Source organism: Thalassotalea ganghwensis, from assembly GCF_053485795.1.
In genome coordinates, this window is sequence record NZ_JBQRUM010000003.1 from 23,826 (window position 1) to 40,055 (window position 16,230).

Here is a 16,230-nt window from a genome sequence, read left to right on the forward strand (position 1 = left end):
AGTAATAGCACTTTAATATATCTGGCTAATAGCGTTTATTTAGCCGAATCAACTTTCGAATAATAAAAGGGATAACTATGAAAAAACTAATCGGTTTTACGATTGCCACTGCTATTGCTGCAAGTTCAATGAGTGTTGCTGCACAAACAGCTAAATCAGAAAAACAGGCTCAAAAAGCAACAGAGTTGCGCCAAGCTATCTTTAAAATATTGGGTGCTAATATGGGACCATTAGGTGGCATGGCGCGCGGAAAAGTACCTTTTGATGCTGAGAAAGTTGCAGTAAATGCAGAACGCATCAATCAAATTTCTAAAATGGTTGTCGATTATACCACAACGGATACTTCAAGTTTTAACGTGAGCACAGAAGCTTTAGATAAGGTTTGGCAAGACAGGTCGGCATTTGAGAAAAGAGCGCAAGATCTTACGATCGCTTCAGCGAATTTGCAAAAAGTTGCGTCATCGGGTGATGAAGCTGCGATCAAAGAAGCAATAGCGGGTGTCGGGAAAACGTGTGGTGGTTGCCATGACGACTTTAAGAAAGATTAACGATTAACATCATAAGTTTAAAAACGCGCGGCTACTTTGTAGCCGCGCGTTTTTTTACGTTAAATTTTTATAACTGACCAGTATATAGTCAATGGAAGTTATCGATACGTTAATTAGCTGATTATTCGCAGACCAATAGACGACTAATAATAGTATTCTTCTGCAACTGGTGGATTAATAAACACAAGCCAATAAACAAACCCCGCGACAGCGATTGCTGAGATAATGGCTAAAAACAAGTGAGAATGCCCTTTGTTGATTTCATGCTCATCTTTATCTTTATTTTCAGGGTTAATGATCTTGTATCCAAGTATCATTGCTTTAATTAAGAATTCTTTTTTGACAATATGATAGTAAAGCACTGCAGCGATATGAATAACAGAAAGTACTACAATCAGATCAAAAGACCAGTGGTGGATAATAGCCATTAACTGTTGGACATCTTTAGATGCAGAATCATAGTAAGGGCCGTTAGTAAAAATATCATCGGTCATAAACAGACCACTTATCGCTTGCGACAACACTAGTACGATCATTGCAAAAACCATCAGCGCACCAAGCGGGTTGTGCCCAACGTAAAATGTTTTCTCACCTTTCACATAACGCATGATACTTTGTAAATTGGGGACGAACTGCGAAAAACGCGCATAAGTTGTACCGATAAAACCCCAGAGCACTCTGAAGATGACAATCGCTAAAATGAAATAGCCAATACGCAAGTGCCATTCTATTAAGCCTCGTTCGCCGTCACTGGTATACCAAGCGGCAAATAGTGATAGCATTAACAACCAATGAAATAACCTGACTGGGATATCCCATACCAATATTTTCTTCATAGCCACCTTCTGATCTTATGGATATCTTAAAACGCTGAGATTATAAAGTGAGTAGACGTAACTTGCGAACCTAACAAGTTCAGATTCGAAAAAATAGCAGATACTTTGGCTAGCAATACGCAATGAAATGACTATTACCTTTTGTTTTTAATGCCTTTTTTATATCTGGCACAACATTAGCATTTACCTTGGTTAAATGTTTACATTGATACTATATTAAAGCCAATGGATATCGTAAAGCAGAAAAATTCGACAGGTATTTCCCCAAAACTTAAGAAATGGTTAGCGCTAACGTTACTTTTTATCTTGGTAATCGTTTACGCTAGTTATCAAACTTCTTTAGTCAAACTCGCAAAAAAAGACTTACTGATTTCAACGGTAAAGCAGGGGGACTTAGACATTGTTATTCAAGGATATGGAAAATTTGTGTCAAGTAAAGTGGTTGCCATTACGACAAATTCCCGAGCAACTGTTAGTGAAATACTATTAAAACCTGGTGCTGCTATTAGTAAGGGGCAGGTGTTTTTAAAGTTATCTAACCCTGAGTTAAACCAACAGCTAGAAAATGCACAACAAGAGTTGAACTTAGCCGAAGCAAATTTGCGACAGTTAAAGTTAACTCAAAAGCGAGAACTACTAAACGAACAGGCGCTGCTGGCGCAAATAGTTGCAGCCTACGAAGCCGCGGTATTAAAACGAAAAGCTGAAGCACAACTCGTTGAGCAAGGCATAGTTTCCCAAATCACTTTTCAAGAAAGCCAATTGAATGAACGCCAGTTACATAAACGCATTGCGTTATTAAAGGAGCGTTTGACACAGCTGAGTCTTGTTCATATCGAGGCTGAGAGAATCGAGAAAGAGAAGATTAACCAAAAATTAGGTTGGCTGGCGGTAGCACAAAATAGAGTGGATGCCCTTGACGTTAAATCGTCAATAGACGGTGTATTGCAGCGGCTACCCGTGAGCTTGGGCCAAAGCTTAACCGCTGGCGAGGAACTTGCCATCGTGGGTAGCACCAATTCTTTAATTGCCTTGGTTCGTGTTTCGCAGAGTCAGGCGCAACAACTTCGCCTAGGGCAAGTGGCTTATGTCGATTCTCGACAAGGCGTCATTAATGGGCATGTAGAGCGCATTGATCCGATCGTTTCTGATAATACTGTTGAGGTTGAAATAATCTTTAGTCGATCATTGCCAGACAGTGCTAGGCCTGAGCAAAACATTAACGCTGAAATTCTAGTTAGTACCTTGAAAGATATTAAATATATCGAAAGACCCAGCAACTTTAAGGTCAGTGAAACCAATGCTTTGTATCGCTTAACTAAACAGCGTGATCGTGCACAGCGAGTAAGTGTCACTTTTGGTGAGTCAAATGGGCGCCTAGTGACTGTCAATAGCGGGTTAATGGTCGGTGATGAAGTCATCATTTCAGACCTCAGTAATTATCAGGTGGAAGAGATCAGCTTGAACTAGTTACTCTTATATAAAAGTCAGTTAATCACAATTTTAGGTATAAATACGGTTAATAGGAAAGAAAAATGAAAGAAATTGTTCGTATGGAAAATATTGGAAAGATCTTTGAGACAGAAGAGTTAGAAACGCATGCGCTTAAAGGGGTCAATCTCATCATTAACGAGGGTGATTACCTCTCCATTTCTGGACCATCAGGATGTGGAAAGTCAACGTTATTGTCAATTATGGGCTTATTAGATGTTGCAAGCGAAGGAAAGTATTTTATTGAAGGTGAAAACGTCACTGAATTAAGTCTTAATAAAGCTGCCGAAAAGCGCAATGCCAAAATAGGATTTATTTTTCAGTCTTTTAACTTGATTGATGAACTTAGCGTATTTGACAACGTTGCTTTACCGCTTCGCTACCACGCCAATAATTATTCGAACGCTGAAATTGAACAGCGTGTTAATGAATGCTTAACGCTTGTCGGTTTAAACCATCGCACGAGTCATAAACCGAATCAATTGTCGGGTGGACAACAACAACGTGTTGCCATTGCTCGTGCTTTAGTTGCAAAACCCGCAATGTTACTGGTTGACGAACCGACGGGAAACTTGGATTCAAAAAGTGGCGACCAAGTCATGGAGGTTTTAGCACAACTTAATAAGCAAGGCACAACGATTTGTATGGTAACCCATGATCCACGCTATGCCGATATGGCTACGTCAAAAGTACAGTTACTTGATGGCATGATGTTGCAGGCGCCAACCAAAGCACTCGCTAACTAGTATCAAAGATTACCGATGAAAATTATTAGGTGTATTAAATGAACTTTATAGTTAAGCAGGCGATTAGTAACCTTAAGCGAGAGCGAAGCTTTGCCATTAGCGTGATTTTTACCCTAGCGTTAGTGCTTGGCTTGTTGGTTTGTGTGGCTACGTTGACACATGTGGTTTTATTAAAACCCCTTCCTTATCCTAACGCTGAGCGCCTGTATCAAGTTCAACAGCAACAAGTTAAACATGATGGTGAGATTGATAATAGGTTCTACACCTATCCAGGGTTACTCCATCTATACAAAAACCAGTCTTATTTTGATAAAGCTGCATTACTATACAATACAGAGGAAGTGATTACTTCGTTAGATAAGCAACCTAGGGCGTCTTTTAGTTATGCGACCCCCGAATGGTTTGAATTATTTGATGTGCCAATGCTGCATGGAAGACCACTTACCGAGAAGGAAAATCTTTACCAATATAGACAAAGCGCGATTATTAGTTATGCAACTTGGCAAACACTATATCGAGGTGATGAAAATATTCTTGACAAATCACTCACGGTCAACGGGAAAAGTTTTAGCATAATAGGGGTTGTAGCGCCTGAGTTTATAGAGCCGAATGTCTACTCCAATGGTAATGTCACCGAAATTTGGTTGCCTTTTGATTTTCACCCTTATGCACAAAATGAGGAAAGGTGGGGGAGGATCATTGATTTTCGTTTTATTGGGGCTTTGGCTTCTCCATTGTCAAAAGAGCAGATTGAAGCGTCATTATCTCAATCAGAGTCACTAGTTTGGCAAGAAAATACTCAAGATGTACCGTTCCTTAAGGGGTGGCATATCGAAATGAAACTTCAACCGTTGCGAACGGTTATTATCGGAGAGACAGAAAGCACAGTCTTATTGCTAATGGCAAGTGCCGTTGGTTTAGTGATGATCGCTGTTGCTAACCTGACCAATTTATTTATTGCCCAAATTGCACAAAGACGACATTCCTTGTCAGTGTTTGCCGCACTTGGTGCAAAACGATTTCATCTGTTTAAAGGGTTTTTAGTAGAAGCTGGATTGTTAATGTTAATTAGCCTGGCGTTGGCATTAGTAGTCGCTGAAGGAGGATTTCTGCTGCTTGCCAAGTATTTTGCAAATGAACTTCCACGTTTGAATGAGCTACGCTTGAATACCGCTTCACTTGTTGTCGTTTTATTATCTTTAATTATTTTTAGCTTGCTCTTTGCTGTGGCTTGTTTAAAAAGTATTGACTATCGTCAGTTAGCGATCAGCTTACAGGCAAGTGGAAAAGGTAAGGCGTTACAAGTATCTCGGCACATAAGAAATATTCTAATCGCCAGTCAAGTTATGATCGCAACACTTTTACTATTTTATAGTGCAGGATTGTTTAAACAAGCAATCGATGACATGTCTAAAGACATTGGTGTCGAATTGAGTGAAGTACACAGTTTACGCCTAACCTATGCGGCACAACCTATTCCGGACCGAAATTTCTTTGCAGATACCATGAAGCAATTGTCGGCGCTACTAGAATCTCAGCCAGAGGTTAATGACGTGAGCCATTCAAGTTCACCATTGTTACGCTTTGGGCAATGGCCAATTTATGACGTTGATAAAGAGCTAAGGTACACCACTTTTGTAAAAACTATTGATGAAAATTACTTCGATATTCTTAGCCAATCTCTTATTGAGGGCAGAAGCTTTACGGAAGAAGATCTAGAATCACGGGCGAGAGTTTGGGTTGTTAATAAGCAGCTGGCGGATCATTTGGCACCAGATGGCAATATCATTGGTTATCGAGTGATGTTGGGTGAAGAAAATATTTATACCATTGTTGGTGTTGTTAATAACATTTATCAGCCTAATCAGGAGGGTACTCCATTTCGAATGTATATGCCGGGCAGGTATCACCCACAGCGCTTATTAGTTAAATATAATGCTAACCAAGTCTTTAGTCGTGAAGTGTTAACTCCGTTAATTCAATCCGTTGATAAGAACATGGTTATTTATGATTATCATGCCTTAACTGACAAAGTAGACGAGCTATTTAAATCGCAGCGAATTACCTTGTATGTTACTGCACTTATCACGCTATTTACGATAGTGCTAGCGACCTTAGGAATTTATGGCGTTTTAAACTATGCAAGCCAAGTGCGACAAATAGAGATTGGCACTCGACTGGCAATTGGAGCAAAGCCAAAACAAATCTTTATCATGCTTTTCAAAGAAAACATCACTGTGATCGCCGTTGGTATTGTCGGGACTATGTTAGTACTGGCCATACTTTCGTTATTTGCCATCAATGTTGCCAGTATGCTCTTTAGCTCAAATGCATTGTTACTTTTTATCACATCTGTAGGTGCGATTATCGCTATGGCATCTATCGGCTGTTACTTACCGTTACTAAAATATGTAAAAAACCCTGTAATCAATTCACTCAGGGGAGGAAATTAATATGGGAATGCTTATCTATCAGCTCAAACAAGCTTTTTTGAGTTTACAAAAGTCTAAAGGGTTTGTTGCCAGTGTTATTATCACTATCGGTATTACCCTTGGTGCCCTGATTTGTGCGAGTTCACTTGCCTATATCATGTTTATTAAACCTTTGCCTTATCCTGAGCAAGAACGGTTGATAAATGTTGAGCATCAACTTATCGACCACAACGGTAATGTTGATGGCCGAGCCTTCACCTACCCGAATTTGATGTACTTATATCAACAGCAAACTATTTTTGAGCAAAGTGCGTTGATATATCGAGATGGCGCGGTTTTAACCTCTGTCGCCAGTGAGCCAATGTTGCCTGTTTCTTATGTTAATCCTGAATGGTTTGAAATGCTAAATGCAACGACGGCGATAGGTCGAGGATTCGAATCAAGCGAGCAAATTGACCAGTTTAATCCAGTAGCGGTGATCTCTTACCAACTATGGCAGGAAACTTTTGATGGTACTCCTGATGTGTTAAGTAAAAGTCTAACGTTTGCAGATAAAAGCTTTCAAATTATTGGCGTGCTGAGTGAGAGTTTTGTTGAGCCACAAATTGCTGGTCCTGGTTTTGATACACAAGTATATATTCCTTGGGATTATAACTCTGTTGTAGAAGAAGAGCGCAATGCTTGGGGAAATGACGACTCGGGTCTATCATTCATAGGTAAACTCAAAGCGCCTTTAACAGCGATTCAAGTAAGTGAAGCATTAGCCACCTTAGTCAATAGTAATTGGCAAGCGCAAGTTGCCGAGCGACAGTTTTTCAATAATTGGCGCATCGGCATCGAAGCTACCAAGTTGCAAGATTATATTATTTCCGATAGTGCTCAAAATGTTATTTTATTGGTTATTGGCTCTTTAGGGCTTGTCATTATTGCGTGCACCAATATTGCCAATCTGTTTATTGCGCGCACCGCGCAACGTCAAAAATTATTAGCGACCATGGCTGCCGTTGGCGCATCCCGTAGACAGCTTTTTGGTGGTATGGTGGCAGAAACCGGTATTATGATGGTGTTCGCGGTTTTGCTGGCGCAAGGTATCGCGATTGCGGGCTTTAACACGATAGAACATTATTTGGCTGACGAATTACCGCGAATTGATGAATTGGGTATCAATGGTTTTTTCATATCTATTTCACTTGTTTTGGCGACTGTACTTACCTTAATATTTAGTTGGCTAACACTTAGGATGGTCAACTATCGTGTATTGAGTGCTTCATTGCAATCGAGCGGCAAAGGCAATGGAGTTCAGGTTTCCAAGCGGGTAAGAAATTTGCTCATCAGTTGCCAAATCGCTATTGCAACGCTGCTTGTTTTTATCAACTTGTTGTTATTTCAAGATGCCATCAATATGGTCAATCAACCTCTAGGCTACGAGACAGATAACCGGTATGCCATGGTCCTAGCCTTTCCTTCAAGTGAGCAGAGATTAAATGAAGACCAATTAACTCAGTTAAAAAAAGCGTTGCATGCTTCGCCCAAAATAACTGACGTTAGTCAAGCTATGCGACCAACATTGTTTAGTACGCGTGCGATAACCGTAGCAGAGACGCAGCAGCGCTTGACCGCAAGGGGAAAAGATATTGATCACCACTACTTTCAGTTGGTTAATCAGCGTTTAATTGCTGGGCGAAACTTCACCGAGGAAGATATCCAAAACCGTGAACGAGTTGTTGTTGTCAATGAGGTACTTGCCCAACAATTAGCCCCGAATGGCGAGGCAATTGGCGTAACTTTTACCAATGGGGCAAAAGTTATCGGTGTTGTTGAAACCATTACTGTGCCTGGGCAACGTTATACTGAGGGAAGGTTTTATTACCCCGCATCCTTATCTCGTAATATGCTGCTGGTAAAAGTAGCGGAGCATCAAAAACTATCTCGTGAAGAAGTGGTGACAATATTTAAAAACGTAGATCAGCAGCTTAAATTATTTAGTTTCTCAAGCTTAACCGACAATAAAAACGCGCGTTTGTTTAGTTCAATTAGTACTGCTTATACGACGCTAGTTCTGGTGATATTAACATTTGCTCTGTCAGCACTTGGTTTATATGGCATTCTTCATTTCGCGACTCAAATGCGACGCGCTGAAATAGGTACTCGTATGTCAATCGGAGCGAAAGGAAGCGATATTATTAGATTGATTATCAAAGATAATGCGATAGCGATTTTGACTGGGTTAGGGATTAGCATAGTGGTATTAGGCGCTGGTTATTTGGTATTCAATAGCTTACTAAACGATTTAGTTTCTAAAGGCGTGCTCTTATCGTTTATTGTCACGCTTATGTTAATAAGCATGGTAGCATTTTGCGCCTGTTACTTGCCATTACGCCAATATATCTATCAACCGGTCGTCAAATCACTAAGAGGCAGTCAGTAGTTAGTAGTTAAAGAGCCTTGTTGTGCAACAATCATGGTAGAATTTACTTCTAGCATGATTGTTTTATCTAAAAAAGCGCTTAAAAAACTCTATAACATTGGCACGAGAATTCTCAGGCAAATGAAATTCATAAGAGTCGCTAAGTAGCATTAAACGGAGTGAATAGGTTCCGCCATGTCCCCAAGGCCACCAAATGGCGACCAGTGTCGGACACTCTTCTGTAGGTGCTGGTAAGGTAAAAAGTTTTTGCTCTTTATTGAGTTTTCGTAAATCGCCTAATTGTTGCCTTAAATCTTTTGGCGCTTTGCTGATATTGTGTTTTGTCCATTCATGTTCGAAAAATGATTTTAATACCGACAAGACGTCTTGCGACTTATTCTGTGCAAATTCGCTTAGTAATACATTGAGTCTCTCATCCCACTGCCAAATAAGATCAGAGCGCAAATGATTGCGTAATTCACTGGTGTATTGTTCTATTTGATGTTGTGTAAATGTCATATCGTTTATACGGTGATTGCTACGATAATGAAAGTATAGGGTTTATGTTACATCGGCATTAAAAAAGGGCAAGTGAAATTCTTGCCCTTGTTTTTTAATTGAAAAAATTGGTCTTAATCAGCAGACTCTTCTGCTTCTTGACCTAACCAGGCATGTAAAAATGCCGTGTGTTGTTCAGTTAACTTGTCTTCATCTAACCGTTTTACTTTCAGGGTTGGATCGGCAATAAAGGTGATTTGTTTTTTAACCGTATGGCCACGTTGTATATACTCAATTGTGGTTGTATCACCAATTTCAAACTGCTCGAGAGCTTTTTCCCATAATTCCTGTGAACGAATAGTACGTCGACCAAGTTTTACAATTTGATCACCTTGATTGATACCCGCTTTATAAAGCGGTGAGTCAACTAAGGTTTGGTTAGCAACAATTGCTGCTTCCCCGTTAAATTTAAATTTAACCTTACCTAGAAAGGCGCTTTCATCATCAGCTAACTCAGCCACTAGGCCAGCATTTTCCAATAAGCTATGATAATCCGGTGTATCAAAGCCATGTAAATAGCGATCAAAGAAATCATTAGCAAATTTCTCATCATCAACCACTTCGGCTAGTGTCGTTTTTATGTCATCACGAGAATATGGTTTTTCCGTTCGACCAAACTTAACCCACATTGCTTTCATTAAATCATCTAATGATTTACCAGCGAACTGAGCGCGGATTGCTAAATCGAGCGCTAAGCCACGCGCGCGCCCATAGATGTAATAGCTAAAATAAATGTTGCTATAGTTGGTCTTATCTATTGAGACACCCGCGTCGGTAAATGTGGCAAAGCGGCTAGCACCCTCAGGTGTAAAGTAAAGTCGACCAGGTTTTTGATAGGCTTGATTTACAATGGTTGAAACGGTTTCTAAATATTCATCTATGGTTAACTCTTGCGCACGACGGATAGTGAGGTCGTCATAGTAGCTTGTTAACCCTTCAGCAAACCATAAACTCGGTGTCATATTTGCGCCGATAAAATTAAAGGGCTCTAATTCTTTAGGGCGAATACGTTCAACATTCCATGTATGGATAAACTCATGAGATAAAGTGCCTAACTGTTCAAATTCACCCTCGTCTAAAGAAGTACTATTGGTTAGAATTGTCGAGTTTCTATGTTCCATGCCATCACCGTTTACGTGAGGCAAATAGCAAGCAATAAAGGTATATTCGCCATAATCAAGTTTGGGTAGTTCACCAAAAACTTTAATTTGTTCGTCAACGACCTTTTTGGCCATTTCAGTAAATTTGTCCAAATCTTCATCTATGCCATCATGGTGAACGGCAAGCTTAATGGTTTGAGTGCGGCCATTTGAGGTGGCTTGCCAAGAGCGAACTTGATGATTGCTGAGCTCAGTTGGGCTATCTAAAAAGTATGCGAGGTTTGGCGCGGTAAACTGGAACTTATTGTCACCCTTGGGTAATTGAGTGGCAACTTTCCAATCAACACTAAATGGACGAAATTCGATTGCAATTTCTCTGTCTTCATGACCTGTTGCCCACATGAACGTTGCAGGCATATTTAAATGCGCATGTGTGCGATCGATTTGGCTGTAGGTACCATCAGCGCGGTCACCGAAAAGCGTATAGGTGATGGTAGCTTCACCGTCATGATTGTCTACATGCCATTGATATGGGTTAATTTTGTAGATCTTAATCGGTTGACCTTGACTATTGACCGCGGAAACTCGATAAACGTTTTTTGCAAATTCATGCATCGCATAACGTCCCGGTGATGAGCGACTCATTTGTACTTCTAGCACTGGTGTTTTTATATCGGTGAAGGTTACTGATATTTGCGCTTCATGATGGACGGCGTTGTCAAAAGACACTTGATAAGTCGTTTCTCCATTGGCTTGCACAAAAGGGCTAGCGAAGAACGCGATAAGCGATAGTAGCTTTTTCATCATCTTTCCTATGCGAATTTTCTAACGTAAGTTGGGATAAATTTTGAAGATTATACCGTTTTTATTCAAATTAAAGAACTGTATACAATGCTTATTTTTTATCATAAGGGCAACGGTTTAATTTGCGGCACATTAAAACCAATGAATATCCTGCGTTATGAGTTTTTTACGTATTTATTAAACAATAATTTAGCAGATAAAATGCAAATCCGCTTTTTTATTCAAATCTATCAATGCTGAGCGAATTATTGCTGATTGTTGTTAATGCGCTGGTGCACTATCTTTAGATAATTGAATAAAAAATATAGAGGAGTGGAGATGTCGAGTAATAGCCGTGAGCTTAAAACAATTACGCGAGGTATGCCTGCATCAGATGGGGCTGGTGTGAAGTTAACGCGCTTAATTGGTTCCCCTGAATTACCCATGCTCGATCCTTTTTTAATGCTCGATGCATTTGAATCAGATCAAGCTGATGACTATATTGCGGGCTTCCCACCGCATCCTCATCGAGGCTTTGAAACGGTAACCTATATGCTAGCGGGTAAGATGCGTCATAAGGATAGTGTTGGTAATGAAGGGGTTATTGAAGCAGGAGGTGTACAATGGATGACAGCAGGGTCGGGCATTATACATTCAGAAATGCCAGAGCAAACCTCGGGTTTAATGCAAGGGTTCCAATTGTGGGTCAATTTACCAAGTTACGCCAAGATGACGGCACCGCAATATCAAGAATACGATGGCGATCAGATCCGTCAAGAATCGCAACAAGCAGGGCAAACGATTAAAGTTATTGCTGGTCAGACTGATCAAGGAACCGCTGGTGTAATTGTTAATGACTATGTGAAACCCATTTATATGGATATTACGTTACCAACATCAACGTCATTTAGTCAGCAGGTTGATATCGATGACAATAGTTTTATCTATGTTATTTCTGGCGAAATAGCTATTGGTGAACAACAACGTAGTCTATCAACTCGTCAACTCGGGGTGCTAGGCTTAGGTGATAAAATTGAGGTGACGGCTCTTGCGCAAGCACGCTTTATTTTATTGTCAGCAAAACCGCTGAATGAACCCGTTGCCAAAGGAGGGCCTTTTGTCATGAACACTCATCAAGAAGTTGAGCAAGCTTTTCGTGATTATCACAGCAATCAATTTATTCGTTAGTTAACTTTGGTTTTGTATAAGAAGTAGCAAAAGTAAAAAACCTGCATCAGCAGGTTTTTTACTAACAGCCAATCGTTATTGTATTGACCAACACTGCTCTAAGCGACAAACACTTTTATCTTCGTTAGCCGCGGCGTAATTTTTCTCACGGTGAGCATGACCGAAATTTCGGGTAATCAATCGTGGCGCGTGCTCACTGATGAGGGTTTTCTCGTAGGTGTCGATAAGCTGCTCTAAAGAAGTGCTTTCTATTGCCTGCGACAATTGTTCGCGTTTATTAAAATCTTGATAGCCGGAAAGCAAATCTCTCCATAATCTTGAAGAGCGACCGATTAAGTTCTTATCCTTTTTATTAATGTTAGTGAGCAAGCCAGCTTTATGTTGATTAAAGCTGTTTACTGACATGGATTTTAATAATTCAAATTGCTGAGCAATAAAATCATCAATGCGTTTATTGAGTTCTACCGGATCGACTTTAGACGATTGAATATAAAAGTTTAACGTTGGTAAATTTTCTCGATCGCCGGCACTTGCTCCAACAATATAGCCCAGTTGTTGATTTGTCCGCAGTTCGTTAAAAAATGCAGCCCCTAAGATCTGACTTAGCAATTTTGTTTGGGCAATGTTGTCCATTGATGAAGCCACAGGGTAGGTAACAACAATCGCTGAATCATCATGGTCGATGTCCATTTCAATGATGTTTCGCTCACCTTTGGTCATTTGGCGAATTTTGGCTTGAACCCCTTGACCGACATTATCACTGCGAAGGAAATTTTCACGAATATTATTGGCAATAGCGATCGCTTCGTTTTTACTGCTGTTGCCATGAGTAAATACTTTGACATTAACATCGCTTAGCAACGCATTCATGTAGTGTTTTACCTCGTCCAAGGTAATAGGCACTAAGGCGTTAGCTAAAGCAACACTTGCGTATGGATCAAACCCAAGTTCTCGACGAGTGCGAGAAAATACTTGGCTTATTGGACGATCAAGCTTGGCATTATTTAAGTCACGTATCACGCTAGCTTTTAGCATATCAAATTTGTTTGCTTCGATATCAAAATCAGCAATGGTTTGGTTAATGGTTTTAATTAACTCAATTTGCTTATCGTTATAACCGTTGACGGTGTAGCCTAAGCCCTTATTTGAACTAAATATGCGATATCCCAGGCCTGCGAGTTTAGCGTCATAACCATAGCTATTGAGTTTATCTTCAATTAATCTATTGGCGAGTGCTAGCTTGGCGCGGTTTTCCATATTATTGCCCGCTAGCGGAGATTCTAGGCGCATAAAAACACTCGATTTAGGCACATTGAAACTCGTATCTTGATAGTGCCATAAGGTTAAGCCTGGCTCTTGAACAATAATATTTGGCTTTTCATCAGATGAAGTTGATTTTATCGCAATATCTTGGGCAATAAATGGATTCAAATTGGGCAACTGCATCGTGCTATCAGCTTTTGCATCCCGCCAAGTCGCTAAACGCTCACTAGAAATTTTTTCAATGGTATAACCAACATCATATAGTGGTTCGACGTGAGTGGTTTTGACATTAGGTGCAACTAACGTTTGTTGCATGTTATCTGGGGTTAATTGAGCTAAAAATTGCTTGGTTAATGCGGCGTCAAAGCCCTGGTATTGGTAATAGGTATTTAAGACATTTTGCGCCGGTGTATCTTGCAACACAGGTGCTAACTGATACACGGTCGACATCGGGTTGCGCTTTTCTTGAAAGGCAAAATCTAAGTTAGCAATATTCTTAATTTCATCGTAGTAGGCCTGAGTAACCCCTTGCTGTTCGATTAAATCAATATACTGGAAAATCTGCGTAGTAATGTTGTCAATCTCGCCAAGGCCCGATTCTGTTAATTCTACTGAAATTGTAAAAATATCGAGTGCGTCAGTATCGGTTTCATAAGCAGAAAGTGACTCAATTAATCCTTGTTGATTAAGCCTTTGATATAGCGAATGCTCTCCTTCATGCCCTAGTAGGTGAGCGATAATAGCTAACGGCTTTTTGGCGCGAAATTGACTGCTATCGGCAATAGGAAATGTGAGTGTTAATGTGCGCATTTCACGAAGTGGCTCGATCATTACCCGTGTTGCTTTTTCATTTTTAGTTAACAGTTTATTGTTAAGTTTTGGCTTAGGTTTACCGTTATTATTAATTGCGCTGAATTTGCTGCGAACCATTGTTTCAAGTTCTGCTAATGGTTGGCTACTGAGTACGACAAGCGCCATGCGATTAGCTGAATAGTGCTCTTGATAGCCTTTTAATAGCGCATCATAGACCTTGTCACCGTCACGGTCTGCCAAGGTCTCTAAATTACCAACGCTAAACTTGCTGTAGGGATGCTCTGGATTAATAGCTTGTTTGTTGGCTTCTGCAATCCTGCGACTATCGTCTTTGATTTTTAGTGAATATTCTGAGTCGACTGCATTTTTTTCTCGTTCGACAAATTGACGGTCCATCGTCGGCGCGATAAAAAACTGTGCAAAGCGATCAAGCGCTTCTTCGAACGCCTGATTTTTAACATCAAAAAAGTAATTGGTATCTTCAGTTGATGTATATGCGTTTGAAGAACCACCATTCTTTTTCAAAAATTCATTATATTCACCTGCATTAGGGTATTTTTCGGTACCTAAAAACAGCATGTGTTCAAGAAAGTGAAACAAACCTTCTCTGTCCTGTGGCGCATGAAAAGCACCAACTGAAACATCCATAGCCGCGGCGGATTTTTCGGTTGTTGGATCAGAAATCATTAAAACCTTTAACTCGTTATCTAGCGTTAGGTATTGATATTGGCGCTGATCAGACTGGCTTTTAATTATTTGAACGCTCTCTTGGGTTTGCGGTAAAACCGAAAACGACTGAGTCGTGCTTTGACAGGCTGAGAGGCTCACAACAATAGCTAGACTGATTAAGGTTGGTTTAAATGATTTCATCTTGATTCACTTTCTTGACTATCTCTTTATTCTGACGGGCTAACTAATAGCAGTTCACTTCAATTAGTGTAGAGCATCGGTTGTTAATGAAAACCGACGTTTTGTAACATTTAGTTAAAATAACAATAATTGACCGCCCATTATAGCGAAAAGTAAGCACTTAAGTTTGAGAAATTTAAAAAAGTCGCTAACAATTAGCTTAAGAATTTAATAATCAGCTAAAGTGTTGAAGATATGTCACAACAAGTTGAACAAGAACAGCCCGTGGTTATTTTTGATCATCATATTGCAGCGATGAGTGGCATGCCGCTTCATCGGCACCCTCGGGGACAATTCTACTTTGTTAAGCAAGGGGCTTTGGCTGTGGTCAATCAGCAAGGTCGTTTTATTGCTGCGCCAGGCCATGGAATTTGGGTGCCAGCTGAACTTGAACATCAGGTTATTGCCAAGACTGATGCCAGTTTAGCGCATTTTTATTTTGCTCCGGAACTCTGCCCGTTAGACAGTGAACATTGTATTGCACTGCAAGGCACAGGCCTACTCAGTGGTTTGGTCAATGAAGCGCTGAACATTCCAAAAGATTATCAATGGGCTTCAATTCATGGCAGGATCCTGCGCTTGTTAAGCGACTATATCTTTTTAGCTAAACCGCTAGATACGTATTTACCATACCCACACGATAAACGCTTATTACAAATTACTGAGCGATTACAAAAGCACCCATCGATTAAAAGTGATTTAGTCGCGTGGGGAAAGTTTGTTAATGCCTCTTCACGTACTTTATCGAGAAGATTTAAAAAAGAAACGGGCATTACTTATAGTGAATGGCGTCAACGCTTAAACATTCAAATCGCGATAAAGCACCTTGTCCTTGGCGATAGTATCTCCGATATCGCACACATGCTGGGCTATGAATCAAGTTCTGCGTTTATCTATATGTTTAAAAAGCAAACAGGGGTGACGCCAAATAACTATATCAAGTAAATATATCAATATCGTTTACTTGATATAGCAAAGCTCGATAATAATAACGCTAAGGTTCGCTTCGATAAATTAGTGTTATATGCGTTTTGCTGACAATCTTTTTACAATAAAATCACAATACGTCTTTGTTGTGCATGCAAAAGTTACTTGATACGCTCAATTTCGCTTGCGTAACATTTTTGTGTTCTTAAATGGAATTCACAGATACTGC

11 protein-coding genes are annotated in these 16,230 nt (G+C 40.1%); 7 read left to right on the plus strand and 4 right to left on the minus strand.

Annotation, left to right across the window (positions count from 1 at the left end; all coding sequences use genetic code 11):
* The first annotated feature begins 77 nt into the window (after nucleotides 1-77).
* Nucleotides 78-548 carry a c-type cytochrome gene (locus ACSLUH_RS03710; protein WP_448564730.1) on the plus strand — a complete coding sequence of 157 codons (471 nt, stop codon included), beginning with the start codon at nucleotides 78-80 and terminating at the stop codon, nucleotides 546-548.
* A gap of 143 nt (nucleotides 549-691) precedes the next feature.
* On the opposite strand, the gene ACSLUH_RS03715 is transcribed toward ACSLUH_RS03710, so the two are convergent.
* Nucleotides 692-1,384: a cytochrome b/b6 domain-containing protein gene (locus tag ACSLUH_RS03715; RefSeq protein WP_448564732.1), complete on the minus strand. Its 693-nt coding sequence runs from the start codon at nucleotides 1,382-1,384 to the stop codon at nucleotides 692-694.
* 225 nt (nucleotides 1,385-1,609) lie between these two features.
* On the opposite strand from ACSLUH_RS03715, the gene ACSLUH_RS03720 reads away from it, so the two are divergent.
* The 4 genes from ACSLUH_RS03720 to ACSLUH_RS03735 all read left to right on the plus strand — a co-directional run bounded on the left by ACSLUH_RS03720 (nucleotide 1,610) and on the right by ACSLUH_RS03735 (nucleotide 8,481).
* Nucleotides 1,610-2,854 (plus strand): efflux RND transporter periplasmic adaptor subunit, encoded by a 1,245-nt coding sequence (locus ACSLUH_RS03720; protein ID WP_448564734.1) that lies wholly within the window; start codon nucleotides 1,610-1,612, stop codon nucleotides 2,852-2,854.
* A gap of 65 nt (nucleotides 2,855-2,919) precedes the next feature.
* Complete coding sequence (locus ACSLUH_RS03725; RefSeq protein ID WP_448564736.1) at nucleotides 2,920-3,621, plus strand: ABC transporter ATP-binding protein; 702 nt, start codon at nucleotides 2,920-2,922, stop codon at nucleotides 3,619-3,621.
* A 38-nt stretch (nucleotides 3,622-3,659) separates the two neighbouring features.
* The gene (locus tag ACSLUH_RS03730; protein WP_448564738.1) at nucleotides 3,660-6,074 is read left to right on the plus strand and encodes an ABC transporter permease; all 2,415 of its coding nucleotides are present in this window, start codon (nucleotides 3,660-3,662) and stop codon (nucleotides 6,072-6,074) included.
* 1 nt (nucleotide 6,075) lies between these two features.
* Nucleotides 6,076-8,481, plus strand: coding sequence for an ABC transporter permease (locus ACSLUH_RS03735; RefSeq protein ID WP_448564740.1), 2,406 nt, complete (start codon nucleotides 6,076-6,078; stop codon nucleotides 8,479-8,481).
* A gap of 63 nt (nucleotides 8,482-8,544) precedes the next feature.
* Here the strand turns inward: ACSLUH_RS03735 and ACSLUH_RS03740 are convergent, their stop codons facing one another.
* Nucleotides 8,545-8,979 carry a hypothetical protein gene (locus tag ACSLUH_RS03740; protein WP_448564742.1) on the minus strand — a complete coding sequence of 145 codons (435 nt, stop codon included), beginning with the start codon at nucleotides 8,977-8,979 and terminating at the stop codon, nucleotides 8,545-8,547.
* Between the two features lie 113 nt (nucleotides 8,980-9,092).
* On the minus strand, nucleotides 9,093-10,925 hold the full coding sequence (locus ACSLUH_RS03745) for a M61 family metallopeptidase (RefSeq protein WP_448564744.1): 1,833 nt from the start codon (nucleotides 10,923-10,925) through the stop codon (nucleotides 9,093-9,095).
* Nucleotides 10,926-11,240: 315 nt separating this feature from the next.
* Between ACSLUH_RS03745 and ACSLUH_RS03750 the strand changes: the two genes are divergently transcribed.
* Nucleotides 11,241-12,089, plus strand: coding sequence for a pirin family protein (locus ACSLUH_RS03750; protein ID WP_448564746.1), 849 nt, complete (start codon nucleotides 11,241-11,243; stop codon nucleotides 12,087-12,089).
* A 75-nt stretch (nucleotides 12,090-12,164) separates the two neighbouring features.
* Here the strand turns inward: ACSLUH_RS03750 and ACSLUH_RS03755 are convergent, their stop codons facing one another.
* Nucleotides 12,165-15,035 (minus strand): insulinase family protein, encoded by a 2,871-nt coding sequence (locus ACSLUH_RS03755; RefSeq protein ID WP_448564748.1) that lies wholly within the window; start codon nucleotides 15,033-15,035, stop codon nucleotides 12,165-12,167.
* Nucleotides 15,036-15,269: 234 nt separating this feature from the next.
* Here ACSLUH_RS03755 and ACSLUH_RS03760 point away from each other — a divergent pair, with 234 nt between their 5' ends.
* A complete protein-coding gene (locus ACSLUH_RS03760; protein ID WP_448564750.1) occupies nucleotides 15,270-16,019 on the plus strand; it encodes a helix-turn-helix domain-containing protein in 750 nt (249 codons plus the stop codon).
* Nucleotides 16,020-16,230: the final 211 nt, after the last annotated feature.

What these genes read in the sequence shown, in the direction of transcription:
- ACSLUH_RS03720 (WP_448564734.1), top strand. Translation starts at nt 1,610, where the DNA reads ATGGATATCGTAAAGCAGAAAAATTCGACAGGTATTTCCCCAAAACTT.
- ACSLUH_RS03755 (WP_448564748.1), bottom strand. Translation starts at nt 15,035, where the DNA reads ATGAAATCATTTAAACCAACCTTAATCAGTCTAGCTATTGTTGTGAGC.
- ACSLUH_RS03730 (WP_448564738.1), top strand. Translation starts at nt 3,660, where the DNA reads ATGAACTTTATAGTTAAGCAGGCGATTAGTAACCTTAAGCGAGAGCGA.
- ACSLUH_RS03740 (WP_448564742.1), bottom strand. Translation starts at nt 8,979, where the DNA reads ATGACATTTACACAACATCAAATAGAACAATACACCAGTGAATTACGC.
- ACSLUH_RS03715 (WP_448564732.1), bottom strand. Translation starts at nt 1,384, where the DNA reads ATGAAGAAAATATTGGTATGGGATATCCCAGTCAGGTTATTTCATTGG.
- ACSLUH_RS03750 (WP_448564746.1), top strand. Translation starts at nt 11,241, where the DNA reads ATGTCGAGTAATAGCCGTGAGCTTAAAACAATTACGCGAGGTATGCCT.
- ACSLUH_RS03745 (WP_448564744.1), bottom strand. Translation starts at nt 10,925, where the DNA reads ATGATGAAAAAGCTACTATCGCTTATCGCGTTCTTCGCTAGCCCTTTT.
- ACSLUH_RS03760 (WP_448564750.1), top strand. Translation starts at nt 15,270, where the DNA reads ATGTCACAACAAGTTGAACAAGAACAGCCCGTGGTTATTTTTGATCAT.
- ACSLUH_RS03710 (WP_448564730.1), top strand. Translation starts at nt 78, where the DNA reads ATGAAAAAACTAATCGGTTTTACGATTGCCACTGCTATTGCTGCAAGT.
- ACSLUH_RS03725 (WP_448564736.1), top strand. Translation starts at nt 2,920, where the DNA reads ATGAAAGAAATTGTTCGTATGGAAAATATTGGAAAGATCTTTGAGACA.
- ACSLUH_RS03735 (WP_448564740.1), top strand. Translation starts at nt 6,076, where the DNA reads ATGGGAATGCTTATCTATCAGCTCAAACAAGCTTTTTTGAGTTTACAA.